We start from the raw sequence: 15,723 nt of genomic DNA, 5'->3' as shown, positions 1-15,723 counted from the left end.
CCCGGAGCAGTGGAACCCGGCGCCCACTCGACGCGACAGCCGGGCCGCCAACCTGCCCCAGCCCACGAAATTCCGCACCTCGCAAGCACAGAGTCCCCATCAGCGAACCGACGAGGACCCATGAACGATCGAGGCTAAGGGCTTGCAGATCATCAAGGTGTTGCTTCCCGTCCCTTGGCTCGTTGATGTGGTATGCGCATCCTGGAAGAGGCCTGTGCCCAACTCACCATGAAGTTCGAGGTGTTGTTCCCTCATCTGGATGAGCGGCAACGACGGCTGCTGATGGCCGCAGAGGCCCGTGCTCTGGGACACGGTGGCGTTCGGGCCGTCGCGCGGGCGGCCTCGATGAGTGAGACCACGGTCCGCAAGGGCGTGTCCGAGTTGGAGGCCGGCGAGGAGCCTCTGGGGAGAGTGCGGCGGCCGGGCGGAGGCCGCAAGAGGGTCGCAGATCTCGATCCGGGGCTGCGGCCGGCTCTCCTGACGCTTGTCGAGCCAGACGAGCGAGGCGATCCGATGTCGCCGCTGCGGTGGACGGTGAAGTCGACCCGCACTCTGGCGCGGGAACTCGCCCGAACCGGACACAAAGTCAGTGCGGACACCGTCGCGGACCTGCTGCGAGAGGAAGGCTTCAGTCTGCAGGCCAACGCCAAGACCATCGAGGGAAGCCAACATCCCGACCGAGATGCCCAGTTCCGCTATCTCAACGAGCAGGCCCGTGATCACCGGGACGCTGGCCAGCCGGTGATCAGCGTGGACACCAAGAAGAAGGAACTCGTCGGCGAGTTCAAGAACAACGGTCTCCAGTGGCGGCCTGCGGCTGATCCGGCGCCGGTGAACGTCCATGACTTCGCCGACCCCCGGCTGGGCAAGGCCGTCCCGTACGGGATCTACGACCTCGCGGCGAACACCGGCTGGGTCAACGTGGGCACCGATCACGACACCGCCGCATTCGCAGTGGAATCGATCCGCCGCTGGTGGTGCGGCCAGGGTCGGGCCGCCTACCCGCAAGCGACGCGACTGCTCGTCACCGCCGACGCGGGCGGCTCGAACGGTTACCGCACCCGGGCCTGGAAACTCGAACTCGCACGGCTCGCCGCCGAAACGGGACTGACCATCACCGTGTGCCACCTACCGCCGGGCACGTCAAAGTGGAACAAGATCGAGCACCGGCTCTTCTCGCACATCACCATGAACTGGCGCGGCCGCCCGCTGACCAGCCACGAAGTCATCGTGAACAGCATCGCAGCGACCACCACCCGCACCGGACTGCGCGTGAAAGCCGCGCTTGACACCAACAGCTATCCCATCGGGGTGAAGATCGGCGACGCAGAGATGGCTGCCCTGCCGCTGACCCGGCATGCCTTCCACGCCGACTGGAACTATGCACTGCACCCCCAGACACGCCCTGCCATCCCGGCGGCACGAGCCCCGCAGGCCGCTGACACACAGTGGGACCAGGCCCTACTGACCGATCCTTCCCTGACCGGGATGCCCCGCCAGCAACTGGACAACCTCACGACAATGTTGGCTCCCGACGGGGATACTCAGCGAGGTCGCCCACCCCGACTTACCTTCCCTGAACAGGTCCTGGCCACCGTGCTCCACCTGCGGGTCGCCCTGGCCGCGGAACCACTCGCCGTACTGTTCGCCAGCAGCCGCACGGCCATGCACCGCACTCTCCTCAAGAACAGAAGACTGCTCGAGGCCCAGGGCATCACTATCCCGCCCGCGAAGACCCCACCCGCGTCCCTCACAGTCCTCCAAGCCAGGGTCCTCGCACTGACCGGCGACACCAGCATCAAGATCAAGACACCGTGTTAATGATCTGCAAGCCCTTAGGGCGTGCCGGTAAACAACTTGCTGTCGAACACCCTGCTTGAGCAGCGGTGTCAAGGGCTACAACACGCAAGTTAATGCTCTGCACGCCCTTAGGCAAGCCAACGGGCACTGTGCCGGTGGCGCCCAGGCTCGATCTCGATGTCCGGCACCAGTCCCGTTCGAAACAGATCCAGCTGGCGGCGGGTCATTTGACGAGCGCGCCGCTCCGCAATGTCGGCGAGAGCGGCCACCGCCCCTCCTCGCGTATCACTGCGGGCGAAGGAGTACACGGCAACAGACCGCCGTACCTCTTGTGGCAGCGGGCGCCGCCCTTCCATTGCGGCTGAGCGCAGGCGCTCGGAACTGTAGCGAAGGTCGCGCACCAGGGCGACCCTCCACGGACTCCAGGGACGCGAAGCTGCCCGTCCAGAGCGGACAGCGTTGCGGCGCATGTGGTGGGCACTTCTGGCCATGTCCCCACTCCTACCGCAGGAATCCACCGCGCCGCCAGCGGATTCTCCTCGACCGATGCAACAGCGGTCGGCCGGACAGGTTCCCCCACAGTCGCTGGGGCGTGTTTCGAAAGTGGGTGCGACCAGGCTCCTGTAGCCATCCTCCAGAAGGCGGACGTGGTGGGCATGGTTGGTCGGATCTGGCGGTATCCGATCAAATCGACCGGCGGTGAGCTGCTGCAACGGGTGGACGTTGACCCGCGGGGCCTTCTGGGGACCGGCTCTTTGCGGTACGCGACGTCGGGGGCAAGTTCGGCTCGGGGAAGAACACTCGCCGCTTCCGCAGGATGCCCGGCCTGCTGCACCTGCGTTCTCGCTACCCTGGCGACATGGGTGAGCCGGAGCTATTGGACCCGCGAGGCGTGGCTGTTCCGGACCCGACTGCCTACCTCCGTGGCTACCTCGGCCGCGACGACGTCCAAGCGCGCGCGAGGAAGCCATCTCTCACTTCGACCAGCTCCCGCTGAGTATCTTGACCACTGCCACCCTCGACTGGGTGCGCTCAGTCGTACCCAATGGTCCCGTCGATGAGCGACGCTTCCGACCGAATCTCCTCGTGCGTACGCCTCCGGGCACCCCTCCCTTCGTGGAAGACGAGCGGTTCGGGAACAAGGCGCGGATCGGCAACGCCCTGTGCGTCGAGTTCGTGCGGTCGAGCGAACGATGCGTGACGATCAACGAAGCCCAGCAGGATCTGCCTCATTCACCGTCGGCGCTACGAGCTATCACTCACGCGCACAACACCTCCAAGACGGCGCCGCCGACACGAGGCCCGGGCCCGCCGCTCTCACTACACACGGCGCGGCCACACCTTTGCGGGGCAGCCGGGCGAACCCGCCCCACACCCGGCACCACCCAGCTAAAATCCCCACACCCAAGCCGTTGACCAGCACATACACCGAAGGTCCGGCTGGAGTACTAGCACCCCGGCCCGTCACCGATACCGGTCGCGTCCGCCGGTTTGTCAGCTTTGTCGAGCCGTATTCCTGTGCGAGTTGCCCGCTGGACAGCGACTGACCGTTCCAGCGCGCAATGTCGGCGTCGCCGGCCAACGCCGCGACCGCGCGTCCGACGTACGACGGACTCTCCGAAATGCAGAAATGCGGCACCGTGGTCAGCGCGTCGCGCCAGTTGTCCTCGGTGACGTCGAACGTGTCGAGCATCATCTCCGAACGCGGCCGGCCCGCGGTGAGTGTCGCCGCCGTCCCGCCATGCGACGTCAACTCGTGTGCGAGCACGAACGCCATGCGCAACACGCTGTTCTTGACCAGGTCGTAGAAGTGCGAGTTGCGGTAGTGCGTTGCGTTGTATGCAGACGTTCCGTCGGTCATCTCGACCACGAGCCCGCCCGGTCGACGCACGAACAGCGGCAACACGAGGTGGCTGGTGATCGCGTGGGTCTCCACGCCAAGTCGGAGCAGCCGCAGTCCGTTGTCGAGGCCGTGTTCCCATACCGCCTTGTCGAACGCGAACAGCCGCTCTCCGCCCCAGACATCGTTGACCAGCACGTCGAGCCGCCCCTGCTCGGCGTCGATGCGTTCGGCCGGCGCGCGGACCTGCGCGGGCACCAAGTGGTCGGTCGGCAACACGGCGATGCCGGTCCCGCCCGCCGCGGTGACAAGGGCGCTGTCACGTTGGCTGACAGGGTGGGAGGATCCTCGGGCTGATCACGGTGGAGGGGGTCGTCCATGGGGGCATGTCGGCGTCGCATACGAACCCGCCGACGTGCCGTCCTCTCAACGGATAAGAACTCTTGAACCTGAGACAACATCACCCGCCATGAGATATAGCCCCACGACAGCAACACACACCCAGAACCCCTCACCTCATGACAGCACCAACTCCGCTCTCAACACCCCCTGACCAGCTCCGAAACCCCACATCCCAGGACCAGCACCACCGACTCTCACCATCACCGACACCAAACCGAGAGATCGCAGGGCCGCGATGCCGCTGACGCTGGAGTGGGGGTTCCCAGCTGCGGAGGGTCGACGCAGCCAGCAGATGCGCCCGCTCATAGTTGGTGACACGGTGGTTGTGCAGCCCGAAGCCGGGCCCCATCCACTGAGCCACGCGCCCGCCGAGAGCAGTGCGATGCCGTCTCCATCAGCGCCGCCGCCGTGGGCTGGCAGTGACCGTAACTCGCGATGTCCGTTCGACCGGTAGGTTTCGGACGTTTTGACCGCTTGGTCGGGTCGGGGTCAGGGCGTTACCGGCCGGGCAGCCGCTCCCCGGCCGATCACCATGGAGGTACTGCCATGACCCGCGACCATGGGGAGAGCACCTTCTCCCCACCTGATCCCCTGCTGTGCGGACAGACCTCGGACGATGACACTCTCTGGAAAATGACGTGGGAGTGCCAAGAGAGGCCGAAAGGCAGCCGTTGGCTCGTGGCCAAAGGGCAACAGGGGCACCTCCTGGTTCCCACCGATCGCATCAGAGGGATCGAGTGCCCGGAGCTCGTGTCCGGCGCCTACTCCGACAAAGATCACAACTATTGGCAGTGGGCTTGGGACAGAGCCTACGACTGGTTCTCAAAGCCGCCCTGGGGCACCTTCGGGCTGGGGGTCAACGCGGCCGGGTCGCGCTCCCATGACCAGTTGCACATCCACATGTCTGTGGTCGTCGGCCAGGGGGTGACAGGCCAGCTCGACAAAGCCAGCACCGCGGGCACGGTCGCCAAGGACTTGAATCACTGGCGCAACCAGTTGACCACGGTCAACGGCTGGGACGGGCAGACATCCAAGACTGACCCGCGGAGCTACCGCGTCGTCCACACGGATAGCTTGGATTTCAATCTCTTCGCTGCGCTCCACGACTATATTGTCACCCCCACAGGGGAGAAAATGGCAGATCAGACGTTGATCGTCATTGGGGCGGGAGGCAGTCAGAAGGATGGGTATTACCTTCTGAACAGCCGGAAAGACCTCACGAATCCCCCTGCTGTCCGGGGAATTGGATACTGCGACAGTATCCTCATCTGCAAGTGAGGGTACGGCTTGTTCAGACCGCGTTTGAGATTTGCCGTCCCGGGGTGGGCGGGGTCGTTGAGCCTTGCGTGGGTGGTTCTGGGGGCGGGTATCCGTCGGATCTGACGGATGAGCAGTGGCTTCTGGTCGAGGCGTTGCTACCGGGGGCGAGGGTCGGGCCGAAGGGCGGGCGGCGGGAAAAGCACCCGCGTCGGCGGATCGTGGACGCGATCTTCTACGTGGTACGCACCGGGTGCGCCTGGCGCCAACTGAACCGTTCCGGGTTCGGTAGAGACTCTAGATTGTGGCTGTGACCTGCGGTTCTTGGGTGTTCTGTTGGTAGTAGGTGGCTTCGTATTCGACTGGTGGGACGTGTCCTATTTCACCGTGGAGTCGTCGGTGGTTGTACCAGTCGGCCCATTCGGCCGTGGCCAACTCGACGTCGCTCAGGGCCTTCCAGGGACGCTGCGGTTTGATCAGCTCGGTTTTGTACAGACCGATGGTCGATTCCATCAGGGCGTTGTCCAGGGCGTCGCCGACGGTGCCGATGGAGGCCGCGATCTGTTCGGACGCCAGGTGGGCGGCGAGCCGGAAGCTGGTGTATTGCGAACCGGCATCGGAGTGATGGATCAACTCCCGTGCCATCACAGGGGTGTTCGCGCGGTCACGTTGCCACAGGCCCATCTCGAGTGCGGACAGCACCAGCGGGGTCTGCTTGTTCGTCGCGGCGGACCAGCCGACAATCCGGCGGGAGAAGGTGTCCACGACGAACGCGACGTAGACGGTGCCGGACCAGGTGGCCACGTAGGTGAAGTCGGCGACCCACACCCGGTTGGGGGCGCTGGCCACGAACTGCCGGCCCAGCCGGTCCGGCGCCCGGTCGGCTTCCTTGTCCGCCCTGGTGGTGACGATCTTCTTCCCGCGCACCGCCCCCGTGAGGCCCTCGGCTTTCATCAGGCGCTCAACAGTGCACCGCGCCACCTGATGACCTTGCCGCTTCAGCTCGGCCCAGATCTTGCGGGCCCCGTAGACGCTGTAGTTGTCCCGGAATATCTCCACGATCAACGGAGCCAGTTCCGCGTCCCGCATGGCACGGGCTGACAGCGGGCGCTTCTTGTGTGCGTAGTAGGTGGACGGGTGGATGCTGCAATCGTGCTCGGTGAGCGTCCTGCAGATCGGCTCGACTCCGCCGAAGCGGTCCCGGTGCTCGTCGATGAACGCTACGAGCGTGTGTGTGGCCGGTCGAGCTCGGCCGCGAAGAAACTCGCCGCCGCCTTCAAGATCTCGTTCGCCCGCTTCAGCTCGGCGACCTCCTTCTTGAGGGCTTTGAGCTGGGCGGATTCCTCGGTCGTTGTCCCGGTCCGAGCACCGGCGTCGACCTCGGCCTGCCGCACCCAGTTGCGCAGGGACTCCGGCCCGATGTCGAGCTTCGCTCCGATCGACCGGATCGCCGCGGACTCGGTCTTGTACTGATCACGAGTCTCCAGGACCAGGCGCACGGCCCGCTCCTTGAGCTCCTTGGGGTATTGCTTCGCCATAACGGACTCGATCCTTCCAAAAGATCGAGCCTCGATCAAACCCGGAACGGTTCAAACTGCCCAAGGACTTCCCGCCCTGGCCCACTGTGTACTGGTACGTCACCTGGTGGCACGACGACGGCACCGTCGAGCAGCTCCAGGACCCCTCGCGCGGCCGGGTCCGTGAGGCTGACGGCCGTAACGCGGAGCCGAGCGCCGGGCTGATCGACTCGCAGTCCGTGCGCACGGCCGACACTGTCCCCGCAGGCACCCGGGGCTTCGACGCGGGCAAGAAGGCGAAGGGCCGCAAGCGGGTCGTCGTCACGGACACCCTGGGCTTGCTGCTGGCGGTTCACGTGGTCGCGGCGAACATCCAGGACCGCGACGGCGCAAAGCCTTTATTGCTGTGGACCCGCCTGGACCACCAGGGCGTGCAGAGGATCTGGGCGGACCAGGGCTTCGCCGGCCGCTTCGTTGAGTGGTCGGGCACGATCCTCGGCCGTGAGCTGGAGATCGTGCGCAAGGCCCCGGACCAGCGCGGATTCCAGGTCCAGCCCAAGAGATGGGCGGTCGAGCGCACCTTCTCGTGGCTCACCGCCCACCGCCGCCTCGCGCGTGACTACGAGACCAGCCCGGCCCGCTCAGAGACCATGATCCGCTGGGCAATGATCGGCATCATGGTCCGCCGACTCACCCGTGGCCGACCGGCGACGCGTCCCGGCCCGCGCTCGCTCCTGCGAGACGTTCCGCAGAAACGCCGGCCGTCCCGTCCATGGGGAATGTCCTGCGTCGGTGCTCTATGGAGCCAGGAAGCTCCTGACGGGCCTGCCCGGCCGGTCAGCTGGCGGTCAGCAGTGGCCCGAAGGTGGTCCTGCCGATCTCTTCGGCGCGGTCCCGGTCGACGATCTGCCCGTCCACGTCCGGATGCTGCTCGATCCACGCCTGGGCGGAGGACGTGCTGGTGAAGAAGTTCAGGGTGTCGCAGCACACCTCGGCGGCGGGCCCCGAGCAGCCGCGGCGCCCGACGAACACCACCGCCGATGCCGGCGCCCATATGGTCTTCCCGTCCTCGCTGGTGACGGTGACCTTCTCTCCGGTGACCGGATCGGCAGAGGAGATCACGGTGTCCGTCTCCAGCATCGCGGAGATGCCCAGTGCGTCGATCGCGCACATCGACCACACCTGCGTTCCGCCCGCGATCGCCACCCGATGCGCGGTCGGCACCGCGGAGAAGGGATACGCGGCCCGGATGCGTCCGTACCGGTCCAGAGCCAAGAAGTCCTCCCGGGCCAGCTCGGCCAGCACCTTGGATGCCGTCTGACCGATGGCTGCCGCGACCGGTTCCAGCTCGGCGAGCTCGGGCGCGCTGCCGGTGGCGGCGAAGTGCCGCAACACCGCCTGATGCACCGCCCGCAGCCCGCCCTCGACCGGCGCGACACGACCCCGACCGTCCCGCCCAACCAGGTCGAGCACATCCGCACAGGAATCGTCGTCCGCCACTTCCGGCAAACCCGCGGCGGCCAGGGCCCGGCGCAGGTCGTCCACGCTCGGCGCCCCATCCGCGTTGCTGTCGGCGTCCCGATAGATCCGGCACGACACGCTCGCCACCGCTCCGGCCTGCACGAACGGGTCGATGCCATCGAACAGGACGGTTGGTGAGCCGGTCATCCCTGCCCGCTCGGCCTCCGCCTGCTCGGAGATCTCGATCAGTTCCGCCTCGACGTCCCGCCCGGCCAGCGCGGTCGTGATCCGCTCCCGCACGACCGGCCCGTTGGGACAGTCCGGAACCGTCAGCACCCTGATCCGCATGATGTCGTCCTCCCAGCTCATCGCCTTTGCAGCCGACGTTAGACCTTCCAGCACACTGGAAGGTCAAGAGTTAGCCTGGAGCCATGCGCATCGGGGACCTCGCCACCATCAGCGGACTGACCGCCAAGACCATCCGCTACTACGAACAGGCCGGCCTGGTGCCCCCGCCGCCCCGGACCTCGAGCGGTTACCGCGACTACCCGCCCGCCGCCGAAGCCCGCCTCACCTTCATCCGCGATGCCCAGCACGCCGGCCTCACCCTCGCCGAGATCCGCGGCATCCTCGCGCTCCGAGACAGCGGCGAGGCCCCCTGCGCACACGTCACCGACCTCATCCACCAGCACCTCGAAGAGATCAACCGGCGAATCGCCGAGCTCCGCAAAACCCGCACCGCTCTGCGCGACCTGGCCCAGCAAGCAGCCAAGACCGACCCCCAGTCCTGCAGCGACGCCGACACCATCTGCCGCATCATCAGCCCACCCCGTCCCGCACGAAGGACGCCTCAAAGCGACACGCACAGAGCGACACCCGCTGACAACAGCACCCCGTCATAAGGGACAGGACCAGGAATCGGGACACGCCCAGTGCGGAAACAAGCAGGGACTGGAGGGCTTGGTCGCGAAGCGCGGGACGGCTGCCTACCCGCTGGGGCGCCGGTCGTCGTGGGTGAAGATCAGGCACGCGACCACGGCCGAAGCGGCCGTGGTCGGTTACACCGGCCCCCGGCGCCGGCCTCGGAACCTCGCCCTAGGGCGTGTATCGAGTCGTGATCAATCTGTGTGTTTCGCCCTCGTCGAGCGGGCGGGTCCGGTAGTCCGTAATGCATGACACGGGCGCAACTGACGGACTTGGAGTGGGAGTACGTTGAGCCGTACCTGCCGATCGGCGAGTACGGCCCGTATCCCGCGTGGCTGCGGAAGCAGTTCGAGGGCGTGATCTGGAAGTTCCGCTCGGGAGCGCAGTGGCGTGAGATGCCGGCCGAGTTCGGTGCGTGGTCCACCGTGCACAACCGCTTCCGCCAGTGGCGGGACGCCGGAGTTTTCGAGGCCCTGCTGGAAGGGCTGATCGCGCAGGCGGCCGCGCGGGGTGAGGTGGATATCTCTCTGGTCAGCGTGGACTCCACCACCACCCGTGCCCACCATGACGCGGCCGGCATGCGTCTGGGCCCCGGAGTGCTCGACGCCCTGGAGAGGGCTGCGGAGGAGGAGAAGGCCCGTTCAAAGGGGGCACCGAAGATGAACAAACCGGGCCGGGAGCCGATGGTGCTGCCGGGCGAAGACGTCTCCGGCGGCGCCGCAAGCTCCGGCTGAAGGCTGCCTTGCTCGGGCGCTCGCGTGGCGGGCAGACCAGCAAGGTCCACATCGCCTGCGACCGTCAGTGCCGACCGCTCGTGCTGACTCTGAGCGCGGGACAGGCCGCCGACAGCCCGCAGTTCATCCCCGTTCTCGACAAGCTGCGGATCCGTGGCCCGGCCGGCAGGCCCCGCACCCGGCCCGACGCAGTCGCCGGCGACAAGGCGTACTCCTCGCGCGGCAATCGCGCCTACCTGCGCAGACGCAGCATCAAGGCCGTCATCCCGGAGAAGAAGGACCAGACCGCCAACCGGAAGAAGAAAGGCCGCCGGGGCGGCCGGCCTCTCACTCACGACACCGCCCTGTACAAGGAACGGAACACGGTCGAGCGCTCGATCAACAAGCTCAAGGCGTGGCGCGGCATCGCCACCCGCTACGACAAGACGCCCGAGAGCTACCAAGCCGGACTCCACCTCCGGGCCTCCATGATCTGGATCAAGGACCTCACGCGAACCGCTCAGTGATCACAACCCAATACGGGCCCTAGTCACCGACGCCGAGCAGGACCGGGTCCGGCTGTCGGCCCGGCTCGACCAGGTCCTCGCCGTGCATGCCGGAACAGCCCTTGCCGATGCGCCGGTGACGGGGAAACTGCGGGCCGGAGACGGGTCGTACACCGGAATCGACACGGACCTGGTGGTCGAGATCCTGGCCGGGTCAGGCCGGCACGGGACACTGACCGTGACCCGGATGCGGTGACCCCAAGTCAGGTCAGCCGACCTTGTACTTCACGACCGTGTTGGCGCAGCCCTTCGCGAGCTTCGCCAGTGCCGCACGCTCCTTGGTGTCCGCGGTGAGCTTCCACCGCAGCTTCGTCGCGATCCAGTCGGCACCGTAGGTGCACTGCGCGGACGCGGCCGGCGGAAGCCACTGCGCGGGGTCGCGGTCGGCCTTGCTGCGATTCGTCCTCGCCGTGACCGTTACCAGCGACCGTTCAGCGGTGAGGTCGTCGGCGTACTGCTCGCGCCGGTCGGCGTCCCACTTCGATGCCCCGGAATCCCAGGCTTCGGCGAGCCGCACGAGGTGGTCGATATCGAGTTTCGTCGCGGAGGTCACGGTGACTTCGTCGGAGTAGCTCAGCCACTCTCCGCCCGTCAGCGCACACCGCGCGCCTTGTTCCAGCACCTTGACCGCCTCGGCGATGAGGACTTCCTTCCGGGTTGTCTGCATAGCCTCTGAAGGGCTGAGCCACGTACGCCACAGGTGTTCCCACCTGCTGTGCCTCACAGGTCGTGATGAGAGCGTGAGGCACAAGCGTCTGGGCGATCGGCTTGCCCGTCTCCGTCACGATCCGTACAGCTCCCTCACGGAACTCCGGCTTGAACCTTCGTCGCTTCTCCGCCATGACTCCCAACTTCCCCTGCAGTCACGGACTCCACGCTACGAGGGGAAGCTCACCTCAGCAGCGACGCGTTAGCGAGACGTTAGCTCGACGCAAGAGGCGGTCATCAGACTGGTCGGCGTGAGGCACAGCGCCGGGGTGTTGGACACGGGCGCGGAGCGGAGGCGGTGGGGCATTGCGGCAGCGATTCGATCCGCTGGTGGAGCCGGAGGACGAGCGGCACTGGCGGTCGCAGTTGATCCATGAGGGGTTGCTCTTCCCGCGCGTGTACGAGGAGTACGAGCGGTACTCCGAGATCGCGAGACGGCCCGGAGCACTCAGGGACCTGCAGGGCGAGCGCCTTTCCGCGTCGCTCCGGCACGCCATCGACGCCGTCCCGGCGTATCGGCGGGCGGGGATTACGGCAGATGACCGGGGAGATCCCTGGCGGTTGCTCTCCACGTTCCCTCTGGTGAGCAAGCTCGAGCTGGCCGAGGGCATGGTCGACCATTGCGACGACGACATCGATCCGACGACCTGCCGGGTTCTGGAGACGTCGGGGACCAGCGGAGTGCCGTTGCGGATGGTCCGTCACGATGATGCGCTGGTCCACGAGTGGGCTACCGCGCTCGTCAGGAACCAGCGGCAGGGCAAGGCGTTCGACCGTACGGTGCTGATGCCGTGCCTGGCGCGGATGGACCGCTGGTTCGAGTACACCTCTCCCGGGGCGGGGTTCGCGCGGGTCGCGCAGTTCGGTCTCGCGGGACGCGAGGCGTCCGACCGCGCCGGATCCGCCGAGCGCGCCGCGTTCGCCGAGCGCGCCAGGAGCCTCCGTCCGGACGTCCTGGCGGGCACACCACGCAACCTCTTGGACTTCATGGAGCTGCTGCGCTCGCACGGCGGCCCGCTGCTGTCGGTCCGGTCCGTCGTGACGTGCGGTGAGCTTCTCGTCCCCGCCGTACGGGAAGCGCTCACGGAGTTCTTCGGCCTACCAATGATCGACATGTACGCGATGAAGGAAGCCGGCACCATCGCGGTGCAGTGCGAGGCGGGCTCTTATCACATCGAGTCCGAGCGGCTCTGGCTGGAGGTCGTCGACGACGACGGTGTACCGCTGTCGGAGGGGCACACCGGGGAGATCGTGATCACCGACCTGACCAATCGGGCGATGCCTCTGATCCGCTACCGGACCGGTGATTTCGGCTCGCTGGCGTCCGCCGCGTGCGGCTGCGGTCTCCCGCACAAAGTGATGGACCTTGTGGAAGGCCGCAACCCCGGCGAGTTGCGACGGCCTGACGGGACGGTTCTTCCCGTGCTCTGGGTCGCGCGGGCGGCTCGCCGCCACCCGGTTCGGCGTTACCAGATCGTGCAGGAGGCGGACTTCTCCGTGGCTGTACTGGTCGCACCGGCCCCGTCATTCACTGCGGCGGACGCCGCGGAGCTGACGCGGAACCTCGAGGACGTTCTCGGCGCCGGCGTCAGGTGCCGGGTGCGGACGGTCGCCGACGGCGACTTCCACAGCGCCGGCCGACGCAAGGACGTCGACTTCGTGAGCTTCCTCCCCGGCACGTCCACGGCCCCCGGGTAGAGCGTGGTCGTGGGGCGTGAAGGCGGCGCCCACGCTGCGGGAGGCCCGTCGTCCGATCAGAGGAGGAGGTGACCGACATGACCAAGGAGGAGCGCATCGCGCAGATTCAGCAGTTCCTTCGCGCCGACGGCGTGATCTAGCAGATCGCCCGGAATTCCGTCCGCGGAAGCCGGGTCCCGGGCTGGCCGGTGCCGCGCCAGCCCGGGGCAGGTCAGGTCTCTGCCGCACACGCCCGGAATATGACGAGGTGACGTGGAATGAGGATGAGGACTGTCGTAGGGCCGTGCCAGCCGGACGGAGAAGTACTACAGGTGGAGAACCTCCGCAGAACCTTCCAGGGAACCCCTCCCGTCGAGGCACTGCGCGGGGTCGGCCTTACCGTACGAATCGGTGAGATTGTCGGACTGCTCGGGGACAACGGTGCGGGCAAAACCACGCTCCTGAAGATCCTCTCCACGCTCCTCCTGCCGTCGGCGGGGGGAGCCAGCGTCTGCGGCATCGACCTGGCCAGGGATGGGCGCCTGGCGCGACGTCACCTCAGTGTGGTCTTCGGCGGCGACCGGGGCTTGTACCCCCGACTCTCGGCCCTCGACAACATCATGTTCTTCGGCGGTCTGTCCGGATCGCACCGTCACCTGCGTACGCGCTCGCTCGCTGCCCTGGAAGAGGTCGGGCTTGCCGAGCGCGCGGGGAGCCGGGTCGAGACGTTCTCCAAGGGGATGCGGCAACGCCTCCATCTGGCCGTGGGGCTGCTGAACTGGCCGTGCCTGCTCATGCTGGACGAGCCGACCATCGGCCTCGACCTCGCGGAGGCGGAGCGTGTCCGCGACACCATCGCCCGCCTCGCCCGCGCGGGCACGGCGGTCATCCTCACCAGCCATTACCCCACGGACATCGACCGCCTGGCGGGCCGGGTCGTCCTGCTCGACTCCGGAACGGTCTCCCACGACCTGCCCATTGCCGAGTTCCGGCAGCAGGCCGGTTTCACCGCCGAGGTGCGGCTGTCCGGCCCGGGAGTCGCTCCGCGCGACGCCGCCGCGCTCCTGACCGACGCGTCCGTGCGGATCCATCAGGACGAGGAAGGGTGGAGGCTCACCTTCCAGGTTGGCGCCTGGGACGCGGCCGTACTCGACCGGCTGGCCGAGGTCGTACGACGGCATCCGGTGGCGGACATCGACGTTGCCTCGCCCGGTGTCGAGGCCGTGCTGCGACGACTGGCGCTGAACCATGGGTGAGGCTCTTCGTGTTGCGAAGGCCGAGGCCTGGGCGATGTGGCGCGCCGCCGTCCTCCAGATGCGGGAGACAGCCCAGGTCAAGACCGCGACGGTCGTCTCCGTGATCCAACCGGTCGTGCTGCTGGCCGTCGTCTCCCGGGACGGCGCGCACCTGGGCCCGGAGCGGACGACCGAGATCGTGTTCGGCGTCGTGATGATCGCCCTGTGGTCGTCCACCCTCTGGGGAGCGGGAACGCTGCTCCGTCGTGAGGCGTCGCAGGGTACCCTCGCGGCCCTGCTGGTCCGCCCGGTGTCGCTGCTGTCGGTGCTGTTGGGCAAGACTCTCGGTGTCGCGGCGGCGGGTTTCGTACGCACCCTGGCCGCGGCGGCCATCGCCGTTCCCGTACTCGGGCTGCACCCGCAGCTTCCCCGGCCATCGGTGGCCGCGCTCGTCATTGTGGCGGCCGTGGTCTCCGCAGCCGCCATGGGGCTCGTCCTGAGCTGTGTCGTCTTCCTCTCCCGGGCGGGCCTGCGCATCATCGAGGCCCTCGGTTACCCGGTCTTCGTCCTCGGCGGCATCGTCATCCCTCCGGACATGCTCGCCCCGGTGCTGCGCTGGCCGGCCCAGGCCGTCAGCCTGCACCACGTGGCCGGCTTGGTCCAAGACGCCTCCCACGGCCGGGCGTTCGCCTACGCGCATCTGGCGGGCGTCCTGCTGCTGACCATGCTCTATCTCGCTGGCGGGGTGTGGGCGTTCAACGCCGTGCTGCGGCGCGGCCGAGCCGGGGGGACCCTTGAACTTGCCTGACACCGTTCGCCATGTGCTCACCACGGCCCTGAGGATCTGCCATCTTTCGTGGAAGGACTACCGTGTCGCCTCGGCCGGACTCGCGGCGTCGGCCAGCATCGGAGTCCGGACCGTCTTCCAGGTCGCCTTCTTCACCCTCCTCGGGCAGCTCACTGCCGGAGACGCCGGACGCGCCCACGCGTTCGTCGGCTCCGTCGCCTTCGCCCCGGTGGCCGCGGTCACCAGCCATGTCTCCGCCGTGGTGACCTCCGAGGTACCCCAGGGGACCATGTACCGCCTGCGCCTCGGCGACACCCCGCTGCTCGTCGTCCTGCTCCTGCGCTCCTGGGTGTACGTCGCCGAAGGGCTGGCGGCCTCGCTCCTGGCGCTGCTCGTCCTGGGGCCGACCGTTCTGGGCGGGCACGGGACGGCCGATGTTGCGGCCGGGTATCCCCTGGTGCTCCTCACCACGGTGGGCTGCCTCTGCACGGGCCTGTTCTGCTGTGCCCTCGCTCTGTCCGGCCTTGACGAGGGGCTCGTCGTCAACGTCGCCGGCTATCTGATCCTGCTCTGCGCCGGCGTGGTCGTTCCCGTGGGTCCGGAGGGCGTCCTTCATTTGGTCGGCCAGGTGCTGCCCCTGGGAGCCGGGCTGGACGCCCTGCGCTCCCTGGGCACCGGCACGGCCGGCGAGCTGTGGGGCGCGGTCGTGCACGAGACGGTCGTGGCAGGACTGTGGCTGCTCGCGACCGCTCTTCTGCTGCGGCTTCAGGCCCGGCGCGTCCGCGCCGGTGTCGCACCCGAGCCGGTGTGACACCGGCGCGTGTGACACCGGGGCG

13 protein-coding genes and 3 pseudogenes are annotated in these 15,723 nt (G+C 67.5%); 12 read left to right on the top strand and 4 right to left on the bottom strand.

Annotated features, from left to right (window positions below):
* Positions 1-192: 192 nt before the first annotated feature.
* Together OG322_RS01090 and OG322_RS01085 are read left to right on the top strand one after the other, a co-directional pair.
* Positions 193-1,821 (top strand): ISAzo13 family transposase, encoded by a 1,629-nt coding sequence (locus tag OG322_RS01090; RefSeq protein WP_329305897.1) that lies wholly within the window; start codon positions 193-195, stop codon positions 1,819-1,821.
* 1,005 nt (positions 1,822-2,826) lie between these two features.
* Complete coding sequence (locus tag OG322_RS01085) at positions 2,827-3,216, top strand: MOSC domain-containing protein (protein ID WP_329307691.1); 390 nt, start codon at positions 2,827-2,829, stop codon at positions 3,214-3,216.
* Between the two features lie 67 nt (positions 3,217-3,283).
* Here the strand turns inward: OG322_RS01085 and OG322_RS01080 are convergent.
* Positions 3,284-3,961 (bottom strand): annotated as a pseudogene (locus OG322_RS01080) (SDR family oxidoreductase); the annotation flags it as partial.
* Between the two features lie 627 nt (positions 3,962-4,588).
* Here OG322_RS01080 and OG322_RS01075 point away from each other — a divergent pair.
* Both OG322_RS01075 and OG322_RS01070 read left to right on the top strand, forming a co-directional pair.
* Positions 4,589-5,320: a CDP-diacylglycerol diphosphatase gene (locus tag OG322_RS01075; protein WP_164494577.1), complete on the top strand. Its 732-nt coding sequence runs from the start codon at positions 4,589-4,591 to the stop codon at positions 5,318-5,320.
* On the top strand, positions 5,317-5,613 hold the full coding sequence (locus OG322_RS01070) for a transposase (protein WP_443066515.1): 297 nt from the start codon (positions 5,317-5,319) through the stop codon (positions 5,611-5,613). Before OG322_RS01075 ends, OG322_RS01070 begins: the two co-directional genes overlap by 4 nt.
* Here the strand turns inward: OG322_RS01070 and OG322_RS01065 are convergent.
* A protein-coding gene (locus OG322_RS01065; protein WP_260146865.1) for an IS3 family transposase occupies positions 5,597-6,837 on the bottom strand; the annotation gives its coding sequence in 2 pieces (ribosomal slippage) (positions 5,597-6,564 and positions 6,564-6,837; 1,242 coding nt in all). The genes OG322_RS01070 and OG322_RS01065 overlap by 17 nt on opposite strands.
* A 23-nt stretch (positions 6,838-6,860) precedes the next feature.
* Between OG322_RS01065 and OG322_RS41450 the strand changes: the two are divergent.
* Positions 6,861-7,484, top strand: a pseudogene (locus tag OG322_RS41450) (IS5 family transposase); the annotation flags it as partial.
* Positions 7,485-7,653: 169 nt separating this feature from the next.
* On the opposite strand, the gene merB reads toward OG322_RS41450, so the two are convergent.
* The gene (gene merB / locus OG322_RS01060; protein ID WP_241200388.1) at positions 7,654-8,646 is read right to left on the bottom strand and encodes an organomercurial lyase; all 993 of its coding nucleotides are present in this window, start codon (positions 8,644-8,646) and stop codon (positions 7,654-7,656) included.
* A gap of 62 nt (positions 8,647-8,708) precedes the next feature.
* On the opposite strand from merB, the gene OG322_RS01055 reads away from it, so the two are divergent.
* From OG322_RS01055 to OG322_RS01045, 3 genes and pseudogenes are all read left to right on the top strand, one after another.
* Positions 8,709-9,179: a heavy metal-responsive transcriptional regulator gene (locus tag OG322_RS01055; protein ID WP_123465895.1), complete on the top strand. Its 471-nt coding sequence runs from the start codon at positions 8,709-8,711 to the stop codon at positions 9,177-9,179.
* A gap of 270 nt (positions 9,180-9,449) precedes the next feature.
* Positions 9,450-10,441: pseudogene (locus tag OG322_RS01050) on the top strand (IS5 family transposase).
* An 82-nt stretch (positions 10,442-10,523) separates the two neighbouring features.
* The gene (locus OG322_RS01045; RefSeq protein ID WP_329305896.1) at positions 10,524-10,676 is read left to right on the top strand and encodes a hypothetical protein; all 153 of its coding nucleotides are present in this window, start codon (positions 10,524-10,526) and stop codon (positions 10,674-10,676) included.
* Positions 10,677-10,688: 12 nt separating this feature from the next.
* On the opposite strand, the gene OG322_RS01040 is transcribed toward OG322_RS01045, so the two are convergent.
* Entirely contained in the window at positions 10,689-11,147 is a 459-nt protein-coding gene (locus OG322_RS01040) for an HNH endonuclease family protein (protein WP_124286043.1), read from the bottom strand.
* A 347-nt stretch (positions 11,148-11,494) separates the two neighbouring features.
* On the opposite strand from OG322_RS01040, the gene OG322_RS01035 reads away from it, so the two are divergent.
* The 4 genes from OG322_RS01035 (at position 11,495) to OG322_RS01020 (ending at position 15,698) form a co-directional block, all read left to right on the top strand.
* Positions 11,495-12,886 (top strand): phenylacetate--CoA ligase family protein, encoded by a 1,392-nt coding sequence (locus tag OG322_RS01035; protein WP_329305895.1) that lies wholly within the window; start codon positions 11,495-11,497, stop codon positions 12,884-12,886.
* A gap of 311 nt (positions 12,887-13,197) precedes the next feature.
* Complete coding sequence (locus OG322_RS01030) at positions 13,198-14,121, top strand: ABC transporter ATP-binding protein (protein ID WP_329305894.1); 924 nt, start codon at positions 13,198-13,200, stop codon at positions 14,119-14,121.
* Complete coding sequence (locus OG322_RS01025; RefSeq protein ID WP_123465903.1) at positions 14,114-14,908, top strand: ABC transporter permease; 795 nt, start codon at positions 14,114-14,116, stop codon at positions 14,906-14,908. Before OG322_RS01030 ends, OG322_RS01025 begins: the two co-directional genes overlap by 8 nt.
* Positions 14,901-15,698, top strand: a complete 798-nt coding sequence (locus OG322_RS01020) for an ABC transporter permease (RefSeq protein WP_185095533.1) — start codon at positions 14,901-14,903, stop codon at positions 15,696-15,698. Before OG322_RS01025 ends, OG322_RS01020 begins: the two co-directional genes overlap by 8 nt.
* Positions 15,699-15,723: the final 25 nt, after the last annotated feature.

It is taken from the genome of Streptomyces sp. NBC_01260, from assembly GCF_036226405.1.
GTDB classification, from domain to species: Bacteria; Actinomycetota; Actinomycetes; order Streptomycetales; family Streptomycetaceae; genus Streptomyces; species Streptomyces laculatispora.
This window is presented reverse-complemented; position numbering and strand designations above follow the sequence as displayed.